General features: G+C 35.2%; 24 protein-coding genes. 19 read left to right on the plus strand and 5 right to left on the minus strand.

What is annotated here, in order from left to right:
• Positions 1 to 2: 2 nt before the first annotated feature.
• The 10 genes from I3217_RS01715 (at position 3) to hisIE (ending at position 10,181) form a co-directional block, all read left to right on the plus strand.
• Positions 3 to 2,030, plus strand: a complete 2,028-nt coding sequence (locus tag I3217_RS01715) for a VWA domain-containing protein (RefSeq protein ID WP_435047998.1) — start codon at positions 3 to 5, stop codon at positions 2,028 to 2,030.
• Positions 2,031 to 2,040: 10 nt separating this feature from the next.
• Complete coding sequence (locus I3217_RS01720; protein WP_435047999.1) at positions 2,041 to 2,856, plus strand: prohibitin family protein; 816 nt, start codon at positions 2,041 to 2,043, stop codon at positions 2,854 to 2,856.
• A gap of 243 nt (positions 2,857 to 3,099) precedes the next feature.
• Positions 3,100 to 3,957 (plus strand): ATP phosphoribosyltransferase, encoded by an 858-nt coding sequence (hisG, locus tag I3217_RS01725; protein ID WP_435048000.1) that lies wholly within the window; start codon positions 3,100 to 3,102, stop codon positions 3,955 to 3,957.
• Positions 3,958 to 3,976: 19 nt separating this feature from the next.
• Positions 3,977 to 5,263 (plus strand): histidinol dehydrogenase, encoded by a 1,287-nt coding sequence (gene hisD, locus I3217_RS01730; protein WP_435048001.1) that lies wholly within the window; start codon positions 3,977 to 3,979, stop codon positions 5,261 to 5,263.
• Between the two features lie 2 nt (positions 5,264 to 5,265).
• A complete protein-coding gene (gene hisC / locus I3217_RS01735) occupies positions 5,266 to 6,306 on the plus strand; it encodes a histidinol-phosphate transaminase (RefSeq protein ID WP_435048002.1) in 1,041 nt (346 codons plus the stop codon).
• Positions 6,303 to 7,439 (plus strand): bifunctional histidinol-phosphatase/imidazoleglycerol-phosphate dehydratase HisB, encoded by a 1,137-nt coding sequence (gene hisB, locus I3217_RS01740; protein ID WP_435048003.1) that lies wholly within the window; start codon positions 6,303 to 6,305, stop codon positions 7,437 to 7,439. The genes hisC and hisB overlap by 4 nt, the downstream gene beginning before the upstream one ends.
• 29 nt (positions 7,440 to 7,468) lie before the next feature.
• Positions 7,469 to 8,056 (plus strand): imidazole glycerol phosphate synthase subunit HisH, encoded by a 588-nt coding sequence (gene hisH, locus I3217_RS01745; protein ID WP_435048004.1) that lies wholly within the window; start codon positions 7,469 to 7,471, stop codon positions 8,054 to 8,056.
• 18 nt (positions 8,057 to 8,074) lie between these two features.
• Positions 8,075 to 8,800, plus strand: coding sequence for a 1-(5-phosphoribosyl)-5-[(5-phosphoribosylamino)methylideneamino]imidazole-4-carboxamide isomerase (hisA, locus tag I3217_RS01750; protein WP_435048005.1), 726 nt, complete (start codon positions 8,075 to 8,077; stop codon positions 8,798 to 8,800).
• Positions 8,801 to 8,805: 5 nt separating this feature from the next.
• The gene (gene hisF / locus I3217_RS01755) at positions 8,806 to 9,561 is read left to right on the plus strand and encodes an imidazole glycerol phosphate synthase subunit HisF (protein ID WP_435048006.1); all 756 of its coding nucleotides are present in this window, start codon (positions 8,806 to 8,808) and stop codon (positions 9,559 to 9,561) included.
• Between the two features lie 20 nt (positions 9,562 to 9,581).
• Positions 9,582 to 10,181 (plus strand): bifunctional phosphoribosyl-AMP cyclohydrolase/phosphoribosyl-ATP diphosphatase HisIE, encoded by a 600-nt coding sequence (gene hisIE / locus I3217_RS01760; RefSeq protein ID WP_435048007.1) that lies wholly within the window; start codon positions 9,582 to 9,584, stop codon positions 10,179 to 10,181.
• A gap of 27 nt (positions 10,182 to 10,208) precedes the next feature.
• Here the strand turns inward: hisIE and I3217_RS01765 are convergent, their stop codons facing one another.
• Entirely contained in the window at positions 10,209 to 10,622 is a 414-nt protein-coding gene (locus I3217_RS01765; RefSeq protein ID WP_435048008.1) for a hypothetical protein, read from the minus strand.
• A 99-nt stretch (positions 10,623 to 10,721) separates the two neighbouring features.
• On the opposite strand from I3217_RS01765, the gene I3217_RS01770 reads away from it, so the two are divergent.
• The 4 genes from I3217_RS01770 to I3217_RS01785 all read left to right on the plus strand — a co-directional run bounded on the left by I3217_RS01770 (position 10,722) and on the right by I3217_RS01785 (position 13,288).
• Positions 10,722 to 11,501 (plus strand): tRNA pseudouridine synthase A, encoded by a 780-nt coding sequence (locus tag I3217_RS01770; protein ID WP_435048009.1) that lies wholly within the window; start codon positions 10,722 to 10,724, stop codon positions 11,499 to 11,501.
• Between the two features lie 232 nt (positions 11,502 to 11,733).
• The gene (locus I3217_RS01775; protein ID WP_435048010.1) at positions 11,734 to 11,892 is read left to right on the plus strand and encodes a DUF1328 domain-containing protein; all 159 of its coding nucleotides are present in this window, start codon (positions 11,734 to 11,736) and stop codon (positions 11,890 to 11,892) included.
• Between the two features lie 158 nt (positions 11,893 to 12,050).
• Positions 12,051 to 12,542: a hypothetical protein gene (locus I3217_RS01780; RefSeq protein WP_435048011.1), complete on the plus strand. Its 492-nt coding sequence runs from the start codon at positions 12,051 to 12,053 to the stop codon at positions 12,540 to 12,542.
• Positions 12,543 to 12,619: 77 nt separating this feature from the next.
• Positions 12,620 to 13,288 carry a DUF2461 domain-containing protein gene (locus tag I3217_RS01785; protein ID WP_435048012.1) on the plus strand — a complete coding sequence of 223 codons (669 nt, stop codon included), beginning with the start codon at positions 12,620 to 12,622 and terminating at the stop codon, positions 13,286 to 13,288.
• Here I3217_RS01785 and I3217_RS01790 read toward each other — a convergent pair.
• Positions 13,285 to 13,698: a glyoxalase gene (locus I3217_RS01790; protein WP_435048013.1), complete on the minus strand. Its 414-nt coding sequence runs from the start codon at positions 13,696 to 13,698 to the stop codon at positions 13,285 to 13,287. The genes I3217_RS01785 and I3217_RS01790 overlap by 4 nt on opposite strands.
• A 178-nt stretch (positions 13,699 to 13,876) precedes the next feature.
• Between I3217_RS01790 and I3217_RS01795 the strand changes: the two genes are divergently transcribed.
• The 3 genes from I3217_RS01795 (at position 13,877) to I3217_RS01805 (ending at position 15,571) form a co-directional block, all read left to right on the plus strand.
• The gene (locus tag I3217_RS01795; protein WP_435048014.1) at positions 13,877 to 14,278 is read left to right on the plus strand and encodes an acyl-CoA thioesterase; all 402 of its coding nucleotides are present in this window, start codon (positions 13,877 to 13,879) and stop codon (positions 14,276 to 14,278) included.
• A 92-nt stretch (positions 14,279 to 14,370) separates the two neighbouring features.
• A complete protein-coding gene (locus I3217_RS01800; RefSeq protein WP_435048015.1) occupies positions 14,371 to 14,874 on the plus strand; it encodes a hypothetical protein in 504 nt (167 codons plus the stop codon).
• A gap of 22 nt (positions 14,875 to 14,896) precedes the next feature.
• The gene (locus I3217_RS01805; RefSeq protein WP_435048016.1) at positions 14,897 to 15,571 is read left to right on the plus strand and encodes an OmpA family protein; all 675 of its coding nucleotides are present in this window, start codon (positions 14,897 to 14,899) and stop codon (positions 15,569 to 15,571) included.
• Between the two features lie 66 nt (positions 15,572 to 15,637).
• Here I3217_RS01805 and I3217_RS01810 read toward each other — a convergent pair whose 3' ends face one another.
• The 3 genes from I3217_RS01810 to I3217_RS01820 all read right to left on the minus strand — a co-directional run bounded on the left by I3217_RS01810 (position 15,638) and on the right by I3217_RS01820 (position 18,149).
• Positions 15,638 to 16,879 carry a mechanosensitive ion channel family protein gene (locus tag I3217_RS01810; protein WP_435048017.1) on the minus strand — a complete coding sequence of 414 codons (1,242 nt, stop codon included), beginning with the start codon at positions 16,877 to 16,879 and terminating at the stop codon, positions 15,638 to 15,640.
• Between the two features lie 3 nt (positions 16,880 to 16,882).
• A complete protein-coding gene (locus tag I3217_RS01815; RefSeq protein WP_435048018.1) occupies positions 16,883 to 17,170 on the minus strand; it encodes a DUF3817 domain-containing protein in 288 nt (95 codons plus the stop codon).
• 130 nt (positions 17,171 to 17,300) lie between these two features.
• Positions 17,301 to 18,149 carry an OmpA/MotB family protein gene (locus I3217_RS01820; protein ID WP_435048019.1) on the minus strand — a complete coding sequence of 283 codons (849 nt, stop codon included), beginning with the start codon at positions 18,147 to 18,149 and terminating at the stop codon, positions 17,301 to 17,303.
• Between the two features lie 323 nt (positions 18,150 to 18,472).
• Here I3217_RS01820 and I3217_RS01825 point away from each other — a divergent pair, with 323 nt between their 5' ends.
• Positions 18,473 to 19,189 (plus strand): 3-ketoacyl-ACP reductase, encoded by a 717-nt coding sequence (locus I3217_RS01825; protein ID WP_435048020.1) that lies wholly within the window; start codon positions 18,473 to 18,475, stop codon positions 19,187 to 19,189.
• A gap of 148 nt (positions 19,190 to 19,337) precedes the next feature.
• Positions 19,338 to 20,885 carry an SDR family NAD(P)-dependent oxidoreductase gene (locus tag I3217_RS01830; RefSeq protein ID WP_435048021.1) on the plus strand — a complete coding sequence of 516 codons (1,548 nt, stop codon included), beginning with the start codon at positions 19,338 to 19,340 and terminating at the stop codon, positions 20,883 to 20,885.
• Positions 20,886 to 20,955: the final 70 nt, after the last annotated feature.

Consider the following 20,955-nt stretch of genomic DNA (forward strand, 5'->3'; position numbering starts at 1 on the left):
ATATGCCTGTAACAACCATAATTTATATTATACTCGCTGGAATTGTAGCTTTATTGGTAGCGCTTTTTCAGTATAAATACAAGGAGAAAAGCATGTCGAAACGGTACATGCTTTTCTCTTTTTTAAGGTTTTTAACTGTGTTCTGTATTTTGTTGCTTTTAATAAATCCGAAATTCGAACAACTTAAAACCACAACCCAAAAACCAGTCTTAAATGTTGCGCTGGATAATTCTGAATCTGTTACAGAACTTAATCAGAATATAAATGTGCAGCAAGTGCTAAATGCCATTAAACAAAACAGAGCCTTAAACGATAAGTTTAACATTACTTATTTCACTTTTGGTTCAGAAATAAAAGATACAGATTCGCTAAGTTTTTCTGAAAAACAAACTGATATTTCCAGCTTGTTTAAAACTTTTAAATCACTCTATAATGACCAACTGGCTCCAATCTTATTGATTTCTGACGGAAATCAGACCTATGGAGAAGATTATGTGTATTCGGATATAAATCAGCCGGTATTTCCTGTTATTTTGGGCGACACCATAAGCCACATAGATCTTAGGATATCGCAGTTAAATGTGAACAAATATGCCTATTTAAAAAATAAATTTCCAGTTGAAGCCATATTGGTGTATCAGGGAACGGAGGCTGTAGAATCTGTTTTTACAGTTACTACAGGTAAGCAAACTGTTTTTAAGAAATCCATTAGCTTTTCTAAAACCAATAATTCCGAAGTTATACAATTTACCTTGCCGGCAGCCCAGGTTGGTGTAAGTACATATCAGGCCACAATAACGCCTTTAAGTACAGAGAAAAATGTGTTGAATAACACTAAGAATTTTGCTGTAGAAGTTATTGATGAGCAAATGAAAATCGCCATAATTTCCAATTTCATACATCCGGATATTGGAATGCTTAAAAAAAGTATTGAAAGCAACGAACAACGAACTGTAACGGTTTTTGATACTAGAACATTTAAATCTAAAATGGATGAATTTCAATTGGTTATTCTATATCAGCCGGATAATCAGTTTAAATATATTTTCGATGATTTAAAGACAAATAAGCGTAATGCATTTATAATTACAGGACCTAAAACAGACTGGTATTTTCTGAACCGGGAATCTAGTTTTTTTAAGCACGATATTTCCGGGCAATCAGAACTTTATCAGGGAAGTTATAATTCAAACTTTTCATCATTTATAGTCGACGACTTAAATTTTGAATCTTTTCCGCCATTAACAACGGTATTCGGGGATATCGAATTTTCAGTGCCATTTGAACCTATTTTATTTAAAAAGCTAGGGCAGATTACAACAGATAAACCTTTACTGGCTACGGTAGAAGATCAGGGAAGAAGAGTGGCATTATTGCTTGGAGAGAACATCTGGCAATGGCGAGCACAGAGTTTTTTGAACCATAACAGTTTTTATCCTTTTGATAATTTTATTGGAAAACAGGTTCAGTATCTGGCTTCAACACAACGTAAAAGCAGACTGGTCTTAGACTACGATGCGTTTTATGAAGGGATAAATCAAGTGGTAGTTAAAGCTCAGGTGTTCAATAAAAATTATGAGTTTGATACCACTGAGCGGGTCCAGATTTCTCTAAAAGATAAAAATACCAACATAAATACTACTTTACCTTTTGTGTTGAAAAATAATAATTATCAGGTCGATTTGAGTCATTTACCTGCTTCGGAATACGATTTTACTGTAAAGGCTTTAGCGTCTAATTTATCTAAGTCGGGAAGTTTAACTATTTTAGATTATAATATAGAGCAGCAATTCCTGAATGCAGACGTAACAAAGTTGCAACAACTGGCGTCTAATACTTTAGGAAAATCATATTTTGTTACAGATTCATCTGAATTGTTAGAAGATTTAATAGAAGACTCCCGATTTAAACCTATTCAGAAAAGTACTAAAACAACTCAGGCTATGATAGACTGGAAATTCCTTTTGGGTATTATAGTTAGTTGTCTGGCTTTAGAGTGGTTTATTAGAAAATATAACGGATTAATATAAAAATTGAGATATGCAAAAATTACCAAAAATTGCCTTACCCTTTGTTATTGCCATAGTGGCATTACTAATTATTATTACAAAATCGGCTATTACCATTGGTTCTGGAGAAGCAGGAGTGCTTTACAGAACGTTTGGTGGTGGTGTTGTTACAGATGAACCGCCGTTAGGTGAAGGATTTCATATTGTAGCACCTTGGAATAAAGTATTTGTTTACGAGGTGAGACAGCAGGAAATTTACGAACGAATGAATGTACTATCATCCAACGGTCTGGATATTAAACTGGAGGCTTCGGCCTGGTTCCAGCCGCAGTATGAATATCTTGGAAAATTACATCAGGAAAAAAGTGAAATGTATAAGGAACGTATTTTACTTCCTGCTATTCGCTCTGCTGCACGTAGTGTGGTTGGACGCTATACGCCAGAACAGTTGTATTCCAGTAAGCGTGATGCCATTCAGCAGGAAATCTTCGAAGAAACCAGAAATATAGTACAGGATCAGTATATTCAGTTAAACGAAGTTTTAGTTCGCGATGTTACATTACCAGCAACAATTAAAGATGCGATAGAGCGTAAGTTGAAGCAGGAACAGGAATCTTTGGAATACGAGTTTAGATTGGTTACGGCTCAAAAGGAAGCGCAGAAACAAATTATTGAAGCCCAGGGTAAAGCTGATGCTAATAAAATTTTAAGTGAATCCCTGAACGAGAGAATTTTACAGGATAAAGGTATAGAAGCTACAGTTAAATTATCGCAATCTTCAAATGCAAAGGTTATAGTAATTGGAGCAGGAGAGAGTGGAATGCCCATTATTTTAGGAAACCAATAAATTTCAAATATTTTTAATTCAAAAGCTTGCATAAGTGTTTTTAATTTCCGAATCTTTGTAAGACAAAATCGAAAACATGTTATTTATTCAATTTCATCATCATCATTTTCATACTTGCACTCAGGCGAGCTGAAAATGTATTGAATAAATTCAGAATAATATATTTTTAAACCCCGTTTGAGTAAATCAAATGGGGTTTTGTTTTTCCCGCCTAGATTTACTCAAACCGTATTAATCAAAACAATGAGTAAACTAAAAATTGCAGTTCAAAAGTCAGGTCGTTTATACGACGAATCTATGCAAATTCTTAAGGATATAGGAATTTCTGTAGATAATGGAAAAGATCAGTTAAAGGCTTCTGCCAGAAATTTTCCTCTCGAGGTTTTTTATTTAAGAAACGGTGATATTCCTCAATATTTAAAAGACGGTGTGGTCGACGCCGCGATTATCGGCGAAAATGTTCTTATCGAAAAAGGCGGAAACATTCAGATTAAGGAAAAATTAGGGTTTTCTTCCTGCAGAGTTTCTGTGGCCGTACCAAAATCGGTAAAATATAAAAACGTTCAGGAACTGGACGGCAAACGTATTGCAACCTCTTATCCCAATACAGTAAAACAGTTTTTAGATAAGAATAATATTTCTGCTAATATTCACATCATTAATGGATCGGTAGAAATAGCTCCTAATATTGGCTTAGCTGATGCTATTGTTGATATTGTGTCCAGCGGAAGCACGCTGTTTAAAAATGGATTGAAAGAAGCAGAAGTTCTACTTAAATCTGAAGCTGTTCTGGCTGCATCCCCTTTGATAAGCGAAGAAAACGAAGCGATTTTAAATAAAATTCAATTCAGAATTCAGTCAGTCTTAAAAGGCAGACAATCTAAATATGTTCTGTTAAATGCACCAAACGATAAATTGGATGAAATAATTTCGATATTACCGGGAATGAAAAGTCCAACTGTATTACCTTTAGCTGTAGAAGGCTGGAGCTCTGTACATACGGTAATTAATAAAAACCAGTTCTGGGAAATTATAGACGAATTAAAACTGCATGGAGCCGAAGGTATTCTTGTATGCCCGATAGATAATATGGTGTTATAATGTATTAATACGAGGAAAAATGAATATTATAGAAAATCCGAATCCTTCAGAATGGTCAGACATATTAAAGCGACCTACCCAGACGGTGAATGACATAGAAACTACAGTAAATGAAATATTCGAAGATGTAAAACGTCACGGTGATGCTGCTGTAGCAAAATATACGTCAATTTTCGATGGTGTATCCCTGGAAAACAGTCTGGTTTCAGAAGCTGAAATAGAAGTTGCTACTAATCAGGTAAGTGAAGATCTTAAAACGGCCATAAAAAAGGCTTTTTCGAATATTGAACGTTTTCACGCAGCGCAAAAAACCAGTCGTGTAGAAGTTGAAACTACTAATGGCGTAAAATGCTGGCAGGAAAAACGAGGAATAGAAAAAATAGGCCTATACATTCCCGGTGGTACAGCTCCATTATTTTCTACGGTTTTAATGTTAGCGATTCCAGCTAAAATAGCCGGTTGCAAAGAAATAGTGTTGTGCACTCCTCCAAACGCATCTGGAAAAATAGCGAATGAAATACTTTTTGCTGCTCAACTGTGCGGGGTATCAAAAATAGTTAAAGTAGGAGGTATTCAGGCTATTGCCGCCCTGACTTTTGGAACGGAAACTATACCTCAGGTTTATAAGATATTTGGTCCGGGTAACCAGTTTGTAACAGTAGCAAAACAATTGGCTACAAAATTCGGAGTCGCTATAGATATGCCTGCTGGTCCAAGTGAATTACTGGTATATGCCGATGATTCTGGAAATGCCAGTTATGTGGCTTCCGATTTATTGAGTCAGGCAGAACATGGTGCCGATAGTCAGGTTATTTTAGTATCGACTTCCAAAGGATTTATCACTGATGTTTCAGCAGCATTAAGCAGTCAGATTGAACAGTTACCGCGTCGGGATATAGCGAAAAAAGCCATAGCAAATTCGAAACTTATCCTAGTAGAAAACGAATCTATAGCTCTTAATTTAATCAATGCTTATGCTCCGGAGCATTTTATTATCTGTTCAGCTAATGAAAGTGTATTTATTAACGGAGTACAAAATGCAGGATCGGTTTTTATAGGAAATTATACGCCGGAAAGCGCAGGAGATTATGCTTCGGGAACCAATCACACTTTACCGACAAATGGATTTAGCAGAGCCTATTCGGGAGTAAATCTGGATAGTTTTAGTAAAAGCATCACCTTTCAAAAAATTACAGCAGAAGGCTTACTGGAATTGGGACCGGTAATCGAAGCCATGGCAGCAGCTGAAGGTTTACAAGCGCATAAAAATGCTGTTAGCCTGCGGTTAAACGATTTAAAAAATTAGGTATGACAGATGTACAGGATTTATTAAGGCCGTCAATTAAAGCCTTAAAAGCGTATTCGTCTGCACGCGATGAATTTCAGGAGGAAACCAGTAATATGGTTTTTCTGGATGCTAACGAAAACCCGTTTAACAATGGAATAAATCGTTATCCCGATCCTCAGCAACTGGAGGTGAAATCAGTTTTATCAGAAATAAAAGGTGTAAAAACAAGCAATATACTGTTAGGTAATGGAAGTGATGAAGTTCTGGATTTAATCGTTCGGGCATTTTGCGAACCCAATCAGGATAACATTATTATTTTACCACCTACTTACGGGATGTATGAGGTTTTAGCCAATTTAAATGCAGTAAGTATTACCCGTGTAAATTTATCGGAATCATTTCAACCTGAAATCGATCAGATTTTAAACAGTGCAGATGCCAACAGTAAAATTTTGTTTCTGTGTTCACCTAATAATCCGTCAGGCAACAGTTTTACTACTGAATCGGTTGAAAAGTTGTTGAATGAGTTTAAGGGCATAGTTGTTTTGGATGAAGCTTATATTGATTTTTCTATTCAGGACAGTTGGTTAAAGCGCTTGGATGAATTTCCAAATTTAATCATCACCCAAACGCTGTCTAAAGCTTACGGTATGGCAGGAATCAGACTTGGAATTTGTTATGCTTCAGAACAAATTATTTCTGTTTTAAATACGATTAAACCGCCTTATAATATAAATGTTTTAACGCAGAATAAAGCGGTTGAACTATTAAATCAAAGGGAAATCGTCAGCATAGAAATTGATTCCATATTGAAGGAACGTACCAACTTAATTAAGGCTTTGGGAAATATCTCATATGTAAAAAAAATATATCCAAGCGACACAAATTTTGTTTTAGTAAAGGTGGATAATGCCACCGCTCGTTATAATCAATTAATTAAAGAAGGAGTTGTGGTTAGAAACAGAACTACGCAGCCTTTATGTGAAAATTGTCTTCGTTTAACGGTAGGCACTCCTTCTGAAAATAAAACACTAATAACCGCACTTAGCACATTACAATGAAAAAGAAAGTATTATTTATAGATCGCGATGGTACGATAATAAAAGAGCCCGCAGATGAACAGATTGATAGCTTTGAAAAATTAAAGTTCTATCCTAAAGTATTTCAGTATCTGAGCAAAATAGCTAAAGAACTGGATTTTGAAATTGTTATGATAACCAATCAGGATGGTTTAGGGACAGATGCATTTCCGGAAAACACCTTTTGGCCTGTTCATAATTTTATAATAGACAGCTTTAAAAGTGAAGGAGTTGAATTTAAGAAACAGTTTATCGATAGAACCTTTGCCAGGGATAATGCACCTACTCGTAAACCAAACACCGGGTTATTAACCCAGTATTTTACTGAAGATTACGATTTGGAAAATTCATACGTAATTGGAGATCGTTTAACAGATATAGAATTAGCGAAAAACTTAGGCGCCAAGGGAATATTTATCAATGATGAAACCCATTTAGGCACTGATGAGATTACGGTAAAGCGCGAAGCTTTAAACCCCTATATAGCTTTGGAAACAAATGACTGGGCTAGTATTTATGAGTTTTTAAAAGTAGAGGACAGAACAGGGCGAATTGTAAGAAATACTAATGAAACTAAAATCCAGATCGAATTAAATTTAGATGGTACCGGACAGAGTAATATCGATACTGGAATCGCTTTTTTCGATCATATGCTCGATCAGATTGCACGTCACGGCCAATTAGATTTAAATATAAAAGTAGCTGGAGATCTCGAAGTTGACGAACATCACACCATCGAAGATACTGCTATAGCTTTAGGTGAATTGTTTAATACGGTTTTGGGGAATAAATTAGGTATAGAACGTTATGGGTTTTATTTACCTATGGATGATTGTCTGGCTTCTGTGGGCATCGATTTTGGAGGACGAAACTGGTTGGTCTGGGAAGCTGATTTTAAACGTGAAATGGTTGGTAAAATGCCTACAGAAATGTTTTTTCACTTCTTTAAATCATTTACGGATGGAGCAAAATGTAATTTAAACATTAAGGCAGAAGGTACAAACGAACATCACAAAATTGAAGCCATATTTAAAGCCTTTGCGAAAGCCGTAAAAATGGCAGTAAAACGAGATATAGAAAAAATGATTTTACCTTCAACCAAAGGGGTGTTATAACGGAATTACGAATAAGAAAACTTAAACCATTGAAAGTAGTAATAATAGATTATGGTGCGGGAAATATAAAAAGCATTCAGTTTGCCTTTAACCGCTTAGGTATAGAGGCTGTTTTAAGCCATGACCCGGAAACCATTTTAAAGGCAGACCGGGTTATTTTTCCCGGGGTGGGAGAAGCCAGTTCCGCTTTAAAAATGTTAAAAAATACGGGATTAAATATTGTAATTCCCACATTGAAGCAACCAGTTTTGGGTATTTGTCTCGGAATGCAGTTACTATGTAAATCGACAGAAGAAGGTAATACCAAAGGGCTGGGTATCTTTCAGGTAGATGTAAAACGGTTTCCGAATACTGTAAAAGTACCACAGATGGGGTGGAATACCATTACCAATTTAAAATCGGAATTGTTTCACGGTATTGAGGAATCCGCGTATATGTATCTGGTGCACAGTTATTATGCCGAAAACTGTAAAGAAGCGATTGCATTGACTGATTATAATGGAAAATATGCTTCAGCTTTGCAACATAATAATTTTTACGGGGTTCAATTTCATCCGGAGAAAAGCAGTACGGCCGGAGCTCAGTTACTTCAAAACTTTTTAGACCTTAAATCATAAATTAATCAATATATAACCATGAGAATTATACCAGCCATAGATATTATAGATGGCAAATGTGTCCGCTTAACGAAAGGCGACTATGATACCAAGAAAATTTATAACGAAAACCCTTTAGAAGTCGCCAAACAATTTGAAGATGCCGGAATAGAATACCTGCATCTGGTCGATCTTGATGGCGCAAAGGCAAGTACCGTAGTAAACTATAAAACGCTGGAGCAAATTGCTTCAAAAACCCGTTTAAAAATAGATTTTGGGGGAGGATTAAAAACCAACGAAGATTTATATATCGCCTTCAATTCCGGAGCTAAACAAATTACAGGCGGAAGTATCGCAGTAAAAAATAAAGACGTTTTCGAAAAATGGATTCAAAAATACGGTAGTCAGAAAATTATTCTAGGAGCAGATGCTAAAGACGAAAAAGTAGCTATAAGCGGATGGATGGAAGAAAGCACTCTGGATTTGTTACCGTTTATAAAAACTTATATTACAAAAGGCATTCAATATGTTATTTGTACAGATATTTCTAAGGATGGTATGCTGGAAGGACCTTCATTCGATTTATATCAAAAGATTATTAAAGAAAATCCGACGGTTAAATTGATTGCTTCAGGCGGAATTTCAGGAATGGATGAACTACCCAAACTAAAAGCGTTAGGTTGTGAAGGTGTTATTATTGGCAAGGCCATTTATGAAAATAAAATCAGTTTGAAGGATCTGGAAAAACTGGTTGTAAATTCTTAAACATTATGCTTACAAAACGAATAATTCCTTGTTTGGATATTAAAAACGGGAGAACAGTAAAAGGTGTAAATTTTGTCGATTTAATCGATGCCGGAGATCCGGTTGCATTAGCTAAGCAATATGCCTTGAAAGGAGCAGATGAACTGGTGTTTTTAGACATTGCAGCTACTCTGGAAGGTCGGGCTACAACATTAGATATGGTACTACATGTCGCCGAACAAGTAAATATTCCGTTTACTGTTGGAGGCGGTATTTCTTCGGTAGAACATGTCGACGCCCTTTTAAAATGTGGTGCAGATAAAGTTTCGGTGAATTCCTCGGCTGTAAAACGCCCTGAACTGGTTAATGAACTGGCGGATAAATTCGGGAGTCAGTGTGTCGTTGTAGCCATAGATGCCAAGCAGATAGACGGACAATGGAAGGTGCATTTAGCAGGAGGAAGTATTCCTACAGAAATAGAGTTATTCGAATGGGCTAAAGAGGTGGAGCAGCGCGGAGCCGGAGAAATTTTATTTACATCCATGGATCATGATGGAACTAAAAATGGCTTTGCAAACGAGGCTCTGGCTCAACTTTCAGAACAACTTAATATTCCTATAATCGCTTCGGGAGGAGCAGGTACTATTCAACATTTTGTAGATACATTTAAGGAAGGAAAGGCCGATGCAGCACTGGCAGCAAGTGTTTTTCATTTTGGAGAAATTCCAATTCAGGATTTAAAGGAGTCATTGAGGGAAAACGGTATAACTGTAAGATTATAACATATTAATAAAATTATACTATGACTATAGATTTTAATAAAAATACAGATGGATTAGTTCCTGCAATTATTCAGGATGCAAGTACTAAATCGGTTTTAATGCTGGGGTATATGAATGCAGAAGCTTTTGAAAAAACCAAAGCGACTAAATTAGTGACATTTTTTAGCAGAACTAAAAACAGGTTATGGACTAAAGGAGAAGAAAGTGGCAATGTATTACACCTGGTAGACATAAAACTGGATTGCGATAACGACACTTTATTGATGAGCGTTAATCCAAAGGGGCCAACCTGCCACAAAGGAACAGATACGTGTTGGGGGGAAGACAATATGTCGAACTACGGATTTATTTCGCATTTAGAAGCCATAATTGAGGATAGACGATTGCATTCCAAGCCCAGTGAATCTTATGTGTCATCGCTTTTTGCAAAAGGTATAAATAAGGTGGCTCAAAAAGTAGGAGAAGAAGCTGTAGAAGTAGTAATTGAAGCCAAAGATAACGACGACAATCTGTTTTTAAATGAAAGTGCCGATTTGTTGTTTCACTATCTCATGTTGCTTCAGGCTAAAGGCTTTAAAATAGAGGATGTCATTTCTGTTTTAAAAGGAAGAGAAAAATAAGCACTGGATTTCCAGTGCTTATTGCTTTTATCCAATCCATTGTTTTTTCATAGCGTGTTTTGAAAACCACATAAATAAAACCGAAAGAACTAAAACCGTTATAGGTAAAATTAAGCTTGTTGGTTGCGTTGCAAAAAACAGGTAACTCATCTGTGCTATAACTGCGATTAATGCGACTAAAGCCATGATATAAGCGAATTTTTTACGGAGAAGTAGAAGTATACTCCCAAGGAAGGCAAAGAATACTGCAATGGCAAAAGCTCCCATAATCCAGGATGGCATATTGGCTGCAGCTTCCAGTTGTTCGGCAGTGTATTGCGACCTGTAAGTCTCGGTATTATAAGCCTGTTGTAAATACTGATTTACGCCCATACCATTCCATAACAGGTAAAAAACGCTGACGATCCAATACCAAATTGGAGGTTTAATTAAGTTACTCATATCGTTTAAGGTTAGTTAGTAATTATGGAGATAAGTTAATAATTTTTTTGTGATGTCTGTTAAAATAAGTTACTTGCGGACCTTTTAAAATAATTTCAATTGAAAAAGCGCTTTTTTTATCTCATTAGAATTCAGTATTTAGGCTATCGTTTTCACGGGTGGCAAAAACAGCCTAATTTAAAAACCGTGCATTTAATGATTGATAAAACCATGCGTTTTATTCTTGATGGTAAAGTCTTTAAAACTATGGGCTCGGGAAGAACAGATGCTATGGTATCGGCAGAACAAGGAGCGTTTGAATTGTTTTTAGAGGAACCGATAGAAGATCTGGATGCCTTTCTGGCATTGTTCAATTACAATTTACCTCAGGATTTAAGAGCCTTATCGATAAAAGAAGTGGATAAAGCATTCAATATCATACAAACATCTAAAATGAAAGAGTATGTCTATGTTTTTGCGCATGGTGGAAAGTTTCATCCGTTTTGTGCCCCAATCATGACTACTATTTTAGATGAACTGGATATAGAACTAATGAAAGCGGGTGCTAAATTATTTGAAGGGTCTCACAATTTTAAAACCTATTGTTATAAACCTACCGAAACCGGTATTTTCAATCGAACAATAGATACCTGTGAAATTGTAGAAAACACGTTGTTTACAGCAAATTTTTTTCCGGAGCAGACCTATATTCTTCGTGTAAAAGGTCAGGGTTTTATGCGAAATCAGATTCGATTAATGATGGGAGCTTTAATTAAATTGGGACACCATGAAATTACTCTTGATTATATTAAAAACAGCCTGAAACCGGAAAGTACAGCCGTTATGGATTATATAGCCCCGGCATCAGGTTTGATATTGCATAAGGTAGATTTCGAATAGATTATAGGAGCTTATTTAATTTGGAAGCTATTTGGTTCATAATTTTCTTACATTTTAGAAGAAAATCAGTTAATACTCAGGGATTAAGGTTAAAAACCGTTAACAAATTTCATTTTATTACATAATCGACGTAACTTATATAGAGCGTAAATTGAACGTTAAATGGATTAAATTTTCTCTCGTTAACAGCAATTTATGTCTTCACTGATTATTAATTTTAAAATGTTGCATTATGTTACGTTGGGCTATTACATTTATTGTTATTGCGATTATAGCAGGAATATTAGGATTTAGCGGAATAGCAGGAGCTTCTGCCGGTTTTGCTAAAATTCTGTTCTTTGTTTTTGTTTTGTTATTTGTGGGTACTTTATTTAAAGGTGCTCTTAAATAAAAAACCTGCATATAAAAGGATTGCATATGGAGTGTACTGTATGTTTGGTATAACTTCAATGGTTATGTATGCCTTAACTAATAATTTTGCTTCAAATTAAAATTTTTCCTATTTTAATAGGACACTAAAAGAATTGAAAATCAGTAAAATATTTATTTATGAAATATATTATTATTATAGGAGTATTGTTTGCTTTTCAGTTATCCAATGCTCAGGTGAAACCGAAAGATGTTGAAGAACAATCTGAAGTTGTAGTTAGAAAAGTTAATGACGGAAAAACAGTCACAGAGGAAGAAATTGAAATCAGTACGCACAAGGAAAAAAATACGGGTACAGATGTTGTTGATATTTCTCAAACGGTTTCTGTGCCAAGTAACAGCCCTTTTACAGAAAGTAAAAAGACCATTAAATATACTATTAATGGCCAGGAATGTCTGTTTACAGTAACAGATGATGGGTTTACAATTACTTATACAACGACTTCAAAAATAATCACAGCCAAACAGTCTAAAGATCATACGCAGTTTGTCTTAGATGATAATGGCAAAACAGCAATAGGTTATTTTGACCAGGAGGGCGACTTTATAGTGCAGGAAATGAATCAATCTACAAATTCTGTCGAGTCGGTAGTATACAAACAGGTGAAATAAGTTTATATCATTCAAAGAAATTAAGGCCTCAGTTTTACTGAGGCTTTTTTATATTTTTAGCATTTAAATAGCGTATTATGATAACACAGGAGGTTCTTAGTTTTCTACAATTACTGGAAAGCAACAATAACAGAGATTGGTTTCAGGAGCATAAATCAGAGTTTAAGGTGGTTGAAAAAATCGTTAAAGACCATTTTCAATTATTATTTGATGCTTTGAAGCAGCATGATGATGTAGATGCCATTAAGATTTTCAGAATTTACAGAGATGTGCGCTTTTCTAAAAACAAACAACCGTATAAAACTCATTTTGGAGGAACATTTCATCGTGTGAAACCACAGTTTAGGGGTGGATATTATTTACAAATCCAACCTAATAACAAATCCTTTAGTGCTACCGGATTTTGGGATCCGAACAAAGAAGATCTGTTGCGGATTAGAAAAGAGATAGAAATTGACGCCAGTGAACTTCGTGATATTTTAAATGAAAACGCCTTAAAATCCGTTTGGGGCGATTTACAGGGAGAAGAATTGAAAACGGCCCCAAAAGGATTTGACAGAAATCACCCAGACATCGATTTAATTAAGAAGAAGCAGTTTATTTTTACTAAATCTTATACGGATGCTGAAGTTTTATCGTCTGATTTTATTTCAAAAGTAACTGTGGATTTTAAAGCGATAAAACCCTATTTTGATTATATGAGTGATGTGTTAACCACAAATATAAACGGAGAATCCTTGCTTTAAACCACTTCTGCCAAAGGCAAATCGAACAGCTGAATGTTATTAATTAACTGTTCTTTGGTGATATTCATCATGCGTTTATTTAATGCAGAAGAATTTTCGATATATCGTAAATATTCATCTACGGTAAACTGCCCTATAATCATGCCTTTTACCGAATTCCTGAATTTCATGTCCCTTTGAATGGCGTTTTCTACATAGGCAATTTTTTTAGGCAGGCTTAAACCGTAAAACACATTTTTGTGCTTGGCAATGTAATTTTTAACCACTACAATAAATAGGTCTTCCTGAAGTTTAATGATTGGGCGTAATGTTTCGTTTTGAAAACGTTCGTCACTACTCATGTTTTCACTAATTATTCCCGACTCTAATTCAGGCCTCATAGCTTTCAAATTGGTGTGTCTTGTTGTCATAATTTTAAACATTTTTCTTAAAAGTATTAATTATCTCTAATGAAATAGATGTTAATGCTATTACTTGTTAACGTTGTTATGAACAATTAAAGAAGTATCTTTATATAAAATATTACGTATTTAAGCCAAATGTAATACAGGGCTTGAATGCAAAGAGAAATAACGTAAACGTATATACATGAGATTTCACACAAGAAAATGGGTTAAACCCGAAGATTTAAATGCCAACGGCACTTTATTTGGAGGTAAATTATTAGCCTGGATTGACGAGGAGGCAGCCTTGTATTCCATAATCCAGCTAGAGAATAACAGAGTAGTAACAAAATACATGTCGGAAATTAATTTTCTGAGTTCCGCTAAAACCGGAGATATCGTTGAAATTGGTATTGAGGTCGTTAATTTTGGTAAATCGTCACTGACTTTAAATTGCGAAGTCCGGAATAAAATGACACGGGAAACCATAATTAAAGTAGACAATATCATAATGGTAAATCTGGACGAAGACGGAAAACCCAAGCCTCACGGTAAAACAGAAATTGAATATGTAAGGGACCGTCTGAATACAGCTGAAAAAGATTGATTTCTTTTCTTACTTTTTAATTCAAATTCTGTTTTTTAAAATTTAGAATTATTACCTTAGTATATCTATTAATCAACCATTTAAATTAAGATATGAGAAAAATTATTTACATGACTTTGGCCGTGTTGGTACTATCATGTTCCGGTTCAAAGTCCACAGCACAAAAACAACCAAGTAAAAAAACGTTAAAAGGGACTTGGGAAGTTACTAACCTTAAATTTATTGGAGATAAAGGTATTTATAAAGCCTTTTTATTTGACCTATCTGATTCCTCGTGTTTTAAAGGAGGAGAATGGGTGTTTATTCCCAACAATGGTTCAGGTAAATTTTCTACAAATGCCAACAGTTCCATTTGTGAAGCTACAACAAACAAAATACACTGGTCTTTTTTAGAAAGTGGAGATGGAATAACCCAGTTTCAGTTTAAGTATGTAGGAGATGATATAAAAGCTAAAAATGTTGCCTCGGGTTATAGGGCGACAATTCAGGATTTATCAGATAATGTGATGGTTTTAAAGGTACCAACTACTTATGAAGGCAATCCTTTTGATGTGATTATGACTTTTAATAAAACGTCAGATAATATAGATTTATAATTAACCATTAACACAAATAAAAATGAAACAATTTACAAGTATATTTACGGCTATTGCCTTGATTTTTTCACTCTCGTTTGTAAGCTGTGATTCCATTAAAAATGCCAACAGCAGTCAGAAAGGAGCAGGTATAGGTGTTGCCACAGGAGCTCTTGTTGGAGGGCTTATAGGAGGTAATGTTACAGGAGCTTTAATTGGTGCAGCAGTAGGTGGTGCTGCCGGTGGAATTATTGGACATCAAATGGATAAACAGGCCGATAAAATTGAAGAGGCTTTACCAGGTGCAGAGGTGAATCGGGTAGGAGAAGGGATACAAGTTGTATTTGACGATAAAAGTGGTGTGAATTTCGCTTTCGATAAAGCAACCCTTACGGATGAGGCCAAGAAAAATTTAGATGCTATTGCTGAAATTTTTAAAGAATTTCCGGACACTAATTTATTAGTGGAAGGCCATACAGACAGTTCTGGTGATGCGAATTACAATATGAAATTATCTAAAAACCGTGCACAATCTGTGGTAGATTATTTAGAAGCTCAGGGTATTGCGGCCAGTCGTTTTACTGTTGAAGCTTATGGAGAAACAAAACCAAGATTTGATAATGCCACAGATGAAGGACGTTCTAAAAACAGACGTGTGGAAATGGGTATTTCAGCAAATGAAGAGATGATAGAAGATGCTAAAGCGCAGGCAAATTAAAAGTTGTTATTCTATCTCAGCATAAAAAAAGTCGAGTTTCAAACTCGACTTTTTTTATGTCTTAAATTAAGAATTCGGTTGTATCGCATTGAGCTCATAAAGCTCTAAATCGAAATACGGTACTGCAGCTAAAGTATGATCGAAAATGTCGGACATGATATACTCGTAATTCTGCCAGCGTTTATCGCTACTAAAAGCATAAATTTCCAGGGGAATTCCCTGAGGTGTTGGAGCAAGTTGTCGCGTCATAATGGTCATGTCTTTATTAATTGCAGAATGGTTTTCAATATAACTCTGAATGTATTTTCTAAACACACCCAGATTCGTCATGTTACGACCATTTATTAATAAGGATTTATCAACCTCATTATTTGTATTAAATGCGTTAATATCCTGTTGTCTGTGCTCCAGGTAATCAGAAATCAACTGGATTTTCTTTAAGTCGTTTATCTTTTCATCACTTAAATAAGCTACACTTGTAGCTTTTAATATTAAAGCTCTTTTAATACGTCGGCCACCGGAATCATTCATACCACGCCAGTTTTTAAAGGCATCAGAAATTAAGGTGTAAGTAGGAATGTTGGTAATAGTCATATCAAAGTTCTGAACCTGTACCGTATTTAAATTAATTTCTATTACGGTTCCATCTGCTTCGTATTTATCCATGGTAATCCAGTCTCCAATACGTACGGTATCGTTAATGGCTACCTGTATGCTGGCCACCAGACCTAAAATAGTGTCTTTAAAAATTAAAAGCAGTACTGCAGATGCCGCCCCCAGTGTGGTGAAAAAGGTTTTGATATCAATCCCAGTAAGCATGACAAATATCAAGGCAATACCAACGGCCCATAAGAATAGCATAAGCACCTGTATGTAGCTATCTATGGGTTTATCTTTAAGTCTTGGGATGGTTTTAAAATAGGATTCGAAGGTTCTGAGTACACTTCTTATAATCCAGATAACAAGTACAACACAATATAATTTTAAAAGAAGTTCAACCGCATTTTCGAACGATGGAAAATCGATAAAAACTATGGGAAGACATTTTAAAGTTAAAATTAACGGTACAAAATGTGCTATATTTCTTGGGGTTTTATGAGCTACAAGCAAATCGTCAAACTGGGTTTTAGATTTACTCGCAAACGAAGAAAACGCCTGAAGTAAAATTTTACGGGCAATAAAATCGGTAATGAAAACAATAAGTAATAATACCAGTAGCAGCGCGAGCATATTTAAATACGTAGCTGTACCATCTGAGAATTCTAGAGATTTAAAATAATCGTAAAAAAGATGACTAAACTGTCGCATGTATTAAGCTAGTTTGAAGTATTTTTTGTCAGCGATAAACGTACCGAAAGGAATGACTGCAGCCAGAAGAACGAATGCCATAGTTTTTTTACTCCATTTTAATTCCAGACCAATAAGTATGGCAATTACAACGTAAGCTACAAACAATAAACCGTGTGGCATCCCCAATAATTTTACATATTGAGGGTCGTTTAAAATGTACTTAACAGGCACGGCGACAAACAAAAGCAGGCTATAGGAAAGACCTTCTAAATACCCCACAATGCGTAATACTTTTAATAATGTGTTCATAAATTTAAAATTTGTACAAATATACTAAAGCTTAAAGGATTTTATCGTAATACGCTTTAGACCTAAAATGTAAGACATAAAAAAAGACTGCTGTTAGAGCAGTCTTTTATTAATTTATAAAGTGCGTAAACTATTGGTTAGCCACTTCGTTAGATTCCATTAAAGCAAAGAATTTATTGATATTCGGAAGAATCACAATTCTTGTTCTTCTGTTTTTAGCCTGATTTGCTCTGGTATCATTATCGGCAATAGGGTGGTAACTACTGCGACCGGCTGCAATCATTTTCTCTGGGGCTACTTCGTAATCATCTTGTAATTTACGAACTACAGACGTTGCTCTTAATACACTTAAATCCCAGTTATCTTTAATGTTTGCAGTATTGATGCTTCTTGAATCTGTATGGCCTTCAACCATAACTTCAATACTAGGCTCTGAGTTAATAACGTCCGCTAGCTTTTGTAAAATTCCGTCGGCTTTGCTGCTTACGCGGTAACTAGCAGTATTGAATAGCATTTTATCAGAAATTGAGATCATTACTACTGTCTCGTTAATATCGATAGCAATGTCTTCGTCTTCGTTAAGAGAACTGTTGTCTAAAGATTTCTGAAGGTTATAAGATACCGCTAAGTTCATAGAATCTTTAAGCGTTTTAGCTTCACCTAATTTCGCAGGATCTACGTGCTTTAATGTCTCTCTCATGCTTTTCTTGGTGTCGTTAGAAATAACGGCAACATCACCAACTGCAACAAGTTTTGAATCGTTTTCTTCTGTTAAAGAATTGATTTTTGAATTATAAGCGTCTACACGCTTTTGAATTTCACTGAATTTAGCTTCCAGTTCTTCTTTCTCAACAGCTGTTTTGGTTAACTGACTTTTAATTTCTCCATTTTCTTGTTGTAAGGCAACATATTTCTTTTTAGAAACACAAGAAGTAGCCATTAAACTTAAAGCTATAATTCCGATTGAAATTTTTCTCATAATTTTGATTTTTTGGTTTAATATATCTACGCCTTAATTCGTTTTTTAGACTTTTTAATTTTGAACTTTTTTAACATTTTAAATCTAAATATTTGATTTATTGTAGGATAAGCCTTTAAAAAAATGTAAAAAAATCCGATAAAAATCACTTTAGTCCGACAAAACGAATAGGCTTTCAGCTTCAATTTCAAAGCTAAACACAGGTTATAAACAACCTTAATACATTCAGATATTTTTTTAATCCATTCCAAAAAATACTTTCTCAAAGGGCATTTTATCCGTAAATTTGATGCCGGATAAAATCGTTTAAATACATATAATTTATGAGATCATTAAAGGGACAGCACGCTGTAATTACAGGAGCCGGAAGAGGTATTGGAAAAGCACTTGCCATAGCCTTGGCTAAAGAAGGCGTTCACATTGCTCTTTTATCGAGAACCACCTCAGATATAGAAGATGTTGCAAAAGAAGTAAGAAAATTAGGAGTAGAGGCCATTACTGTTACCGCTGATGTGTCTTCTATAGAAGATGTAAATATTGCCGCAAAAACCATTTTATATCAGTTTAAGTCCATCGATATCTTAATTAATAATGCCGGTATAGCTAAATTCGGCTCTTTTTTAGCTCTGGATCCTAAAGAGTGGGAACATATTATTCAGGTAAACGTTATGGGAATTTATTATGTAACCCGTGCGTTTTTACCACAAATGATTGAAAACAAGTCTGGAGACATCGTAAATATTTCGTCCACAGCCGGATTAAAAGGGAACGCTGTAACCAGTGCTTATAGCGCTTCTAAATTTGCTGTTTTAGGATTAACAGAGTCTTTAATGCAGGAAGTTAGAAAGCATAATATACGTGTAACTGCCTTAACCCCTAGTACCATTGCCACTGATATGGCTGTAGATTTGAATTTAACCGATGGTAATCCGGAAAGTGTGATGCAAGCGGAAGATTTTGCGGAGTTAATAATTGCGCAATTACGATTAAACAGACGTGTGTTTATTAAAGAATCTAGTATTTGGTCTACTAATCCATAAATTCTAAAAATTCATTTTAAAATATTGAAGCACGGTTAATTATATTGCCGTGCTTTTTGTTTTTATAATATTTTATACAGTTCGGTGTTAAAAAATAATTTCAACTGAATTTAAATGTATATTTGCGCGCTTAATGTTTATAATTTAAATGAACGACATACCTGTAAAACAGAACGATACAAATTATCGCGAACCTATAGATATTTGTATTGAAATGTTAGAACAACTGGTGCAGGATACCAATCAGTTGTTTGAACTTCCGGAAGCTAAACGCATAGCTTTAATGAAAGCTGCCGGACTTATAACTCGTCCGGATAGAGATGAATTTATAAGAAGACGAAAGGACGCCAAAAAAGCTGCCAAGCGCAAAATGATAGAGCGCGATAAACATGCCAGAAAAGAAACAGGTATTAGAACTGCTCGGGAAAATCCTGTTTTTATAGCCCCTAAACTAATCGATTTAACTAAGACAGACGAAAAAGTTGTAGAGTTGGAATCGCCTAGAAACTGTTATGTCTGTAAAACGGTATATACCAGATTACATCATTTTTACGACAGCATGTGTACCGAGTGCGGAGATTTTAATTATGCGAAACGCTTCCAAACTGCCGATTTAAGAAATCAGGTTGCTGTAGTTACCGGGTCCAGACTTAAAATAGGCTATCATATTACTTTAATGCTATTAAGAGCAGGCGCAACTGTAGTGGCCACAACCAGATTTCCTGTCGATTCTGCGTTACGTTTTGCAGAGGAAAGTGACTTTACAACCTGGGGACACCGATTGCATATACACGGATTAGATTTAAGGCATATTCCCAGTGTTGAAATATTTTGTAATTATATAGAACAGAAATACGATCGTCTGGATATTTTAATTAATAATGCAGCCCAAACCGTAAGACGCCCTTCAGGTTTTTACAAACATTTAATGAACAAAGAGGAGTTACCAATTGAACAGCTTCCTCAATATGCTCAGGATTTGTTAAGAAGACATTCTGAATGTCTGGCAGAACTAAAGGCTTTAAACAGTAACGCGGTCGAGAATAGAAATATGCCCGTGTCCTGGCATGCACCAGAACCAGGTATTGGTTTGTCTGCTTCGGCTAAATTATCGCAAATACCTTATAGTTTTGATAATACTTTACAGACTAATGAGGTTTTCCCGGAAGGTGCTTTAGATGCCGATTTACAACAAATTGACTTAAGGAAAACAAATAGCTGGCGACTAAAACTGGGACAGATAGAAACAACCGAAATGGTAGAAGTACAATTGGTAAATGCTGTTGCTCCTTTTGTTTTATGTAACCGTTTATCGCCTTTAATGCAAAAGGAAAATACAGGTCAAAAACATATTATCAACGTTTCGGCTATGGAAGGTAAATTTCATCGTTTTCATAAAGAAGATCGTCATCCGCATACCAATATGGCAAAAGCAGCTTTAAATATGTTAACTCATACCTCGGCAGCCACCTTAGCTAAAGACGGTATTTATATGAATGCAGTGGATACCGGTTGGGTTACTGATGAAGATCCTGCTGAATTGTCTAAACATAAAATAGACGTACACGATTTTCAACCACCATTAGATATTGTAGATGGAGCTGCTCGGGTAATGGATCCTTTATTTGACGGTATTAATACTGGTAAACACTGGTGTGGTAAATTTCTAAAGGATTATTTCCCGATTGACTGGTAATTCAAATTTATATTAAGAGATAGTTAATTAACTATCTTTTTTTTGTTTTAATTCGTCTTTATCGTAATAT

The sequence above is a fragment of the Formosa sp. S-31 genome (genome assembly GCF_051172795.1).
Taxonomy (GTDB): domain Bacteria; phylum Bacteroidota; class Bacteroidia; order Flavobacteriales; family Flavobacteriaceae; genus Formosa.